This window comes from Vibrio sp. 378 (genome assembly GCF_033339435.1).
The window spans coordinates 1-591 of sequence record NZ_JAWOUO010000839.1 but is presented as its reverse complement, the minus strand read 5'-3'; the positions used below and the strand labels follow the sequence as shown (position 1 = coordinate 591).

At 44.3% G+C, this 591-nt stretch carries 1 protein-coding gene; it reads right to left on the bottom strand.

The features are described from left to right. A partial coding sequence (locus R7Q48_RS29145) for a cation:dicarboxylate symporter family transporter (protein WP_318133845.1) occupies nucleotides 1-591 on the bottom strand: 591 nt, incomplete at both ends.

The window sequence follows — 591 nt, the reverse complement described above, 5'->3', positions numbered from 1 at the left end:
ATTCCAATTCCTCTTTTTCCATCATTACTTTGCGAGCTGCAATACCAGTTAGTACACCAAAAATGACAACAGCAATGATTGAGGTTGAGCGTGCACCCGTTAAGTCTGCAAATGGGTTTGTCGGAATAAAGCTTACTAGCATTTGTGGAATGGTTAGATCGCTTACTGTGCCTGCTCGGCTTTCAAGAACCGCAATTCGAGCCGTTTCACGAGCGCCTTCAGTTAGCCCTTCCGCTGACAGACCAAACGCAGAAGTAACAAGAATACCGATCAAAGCCGAAATTGCTGTGGTGACTAGCAACACAGAAATCGTCAGACCAGAGATTTTGCCAAGTGAGCCACCTTTCTCCAGTTTTACTACCGCAGAAATCATCGAAACCAACACAAGTGGCATGATCACCATTTTTAGCAAGCCGACATAGCCGCTACCAACAATACCAACCCATTCTAGTGTTTTCGAAATGACGTCGCTGCCTTCACCGTGAATAAGCTGAAGAGCCAAGCCAAATAGAGAGCCAGTAACAAGACCAATTAAAACGAGACGAGAAAGGGTGTTCTGTTTTTGTTGCTGGGTAAAAAGAAAGAATAATA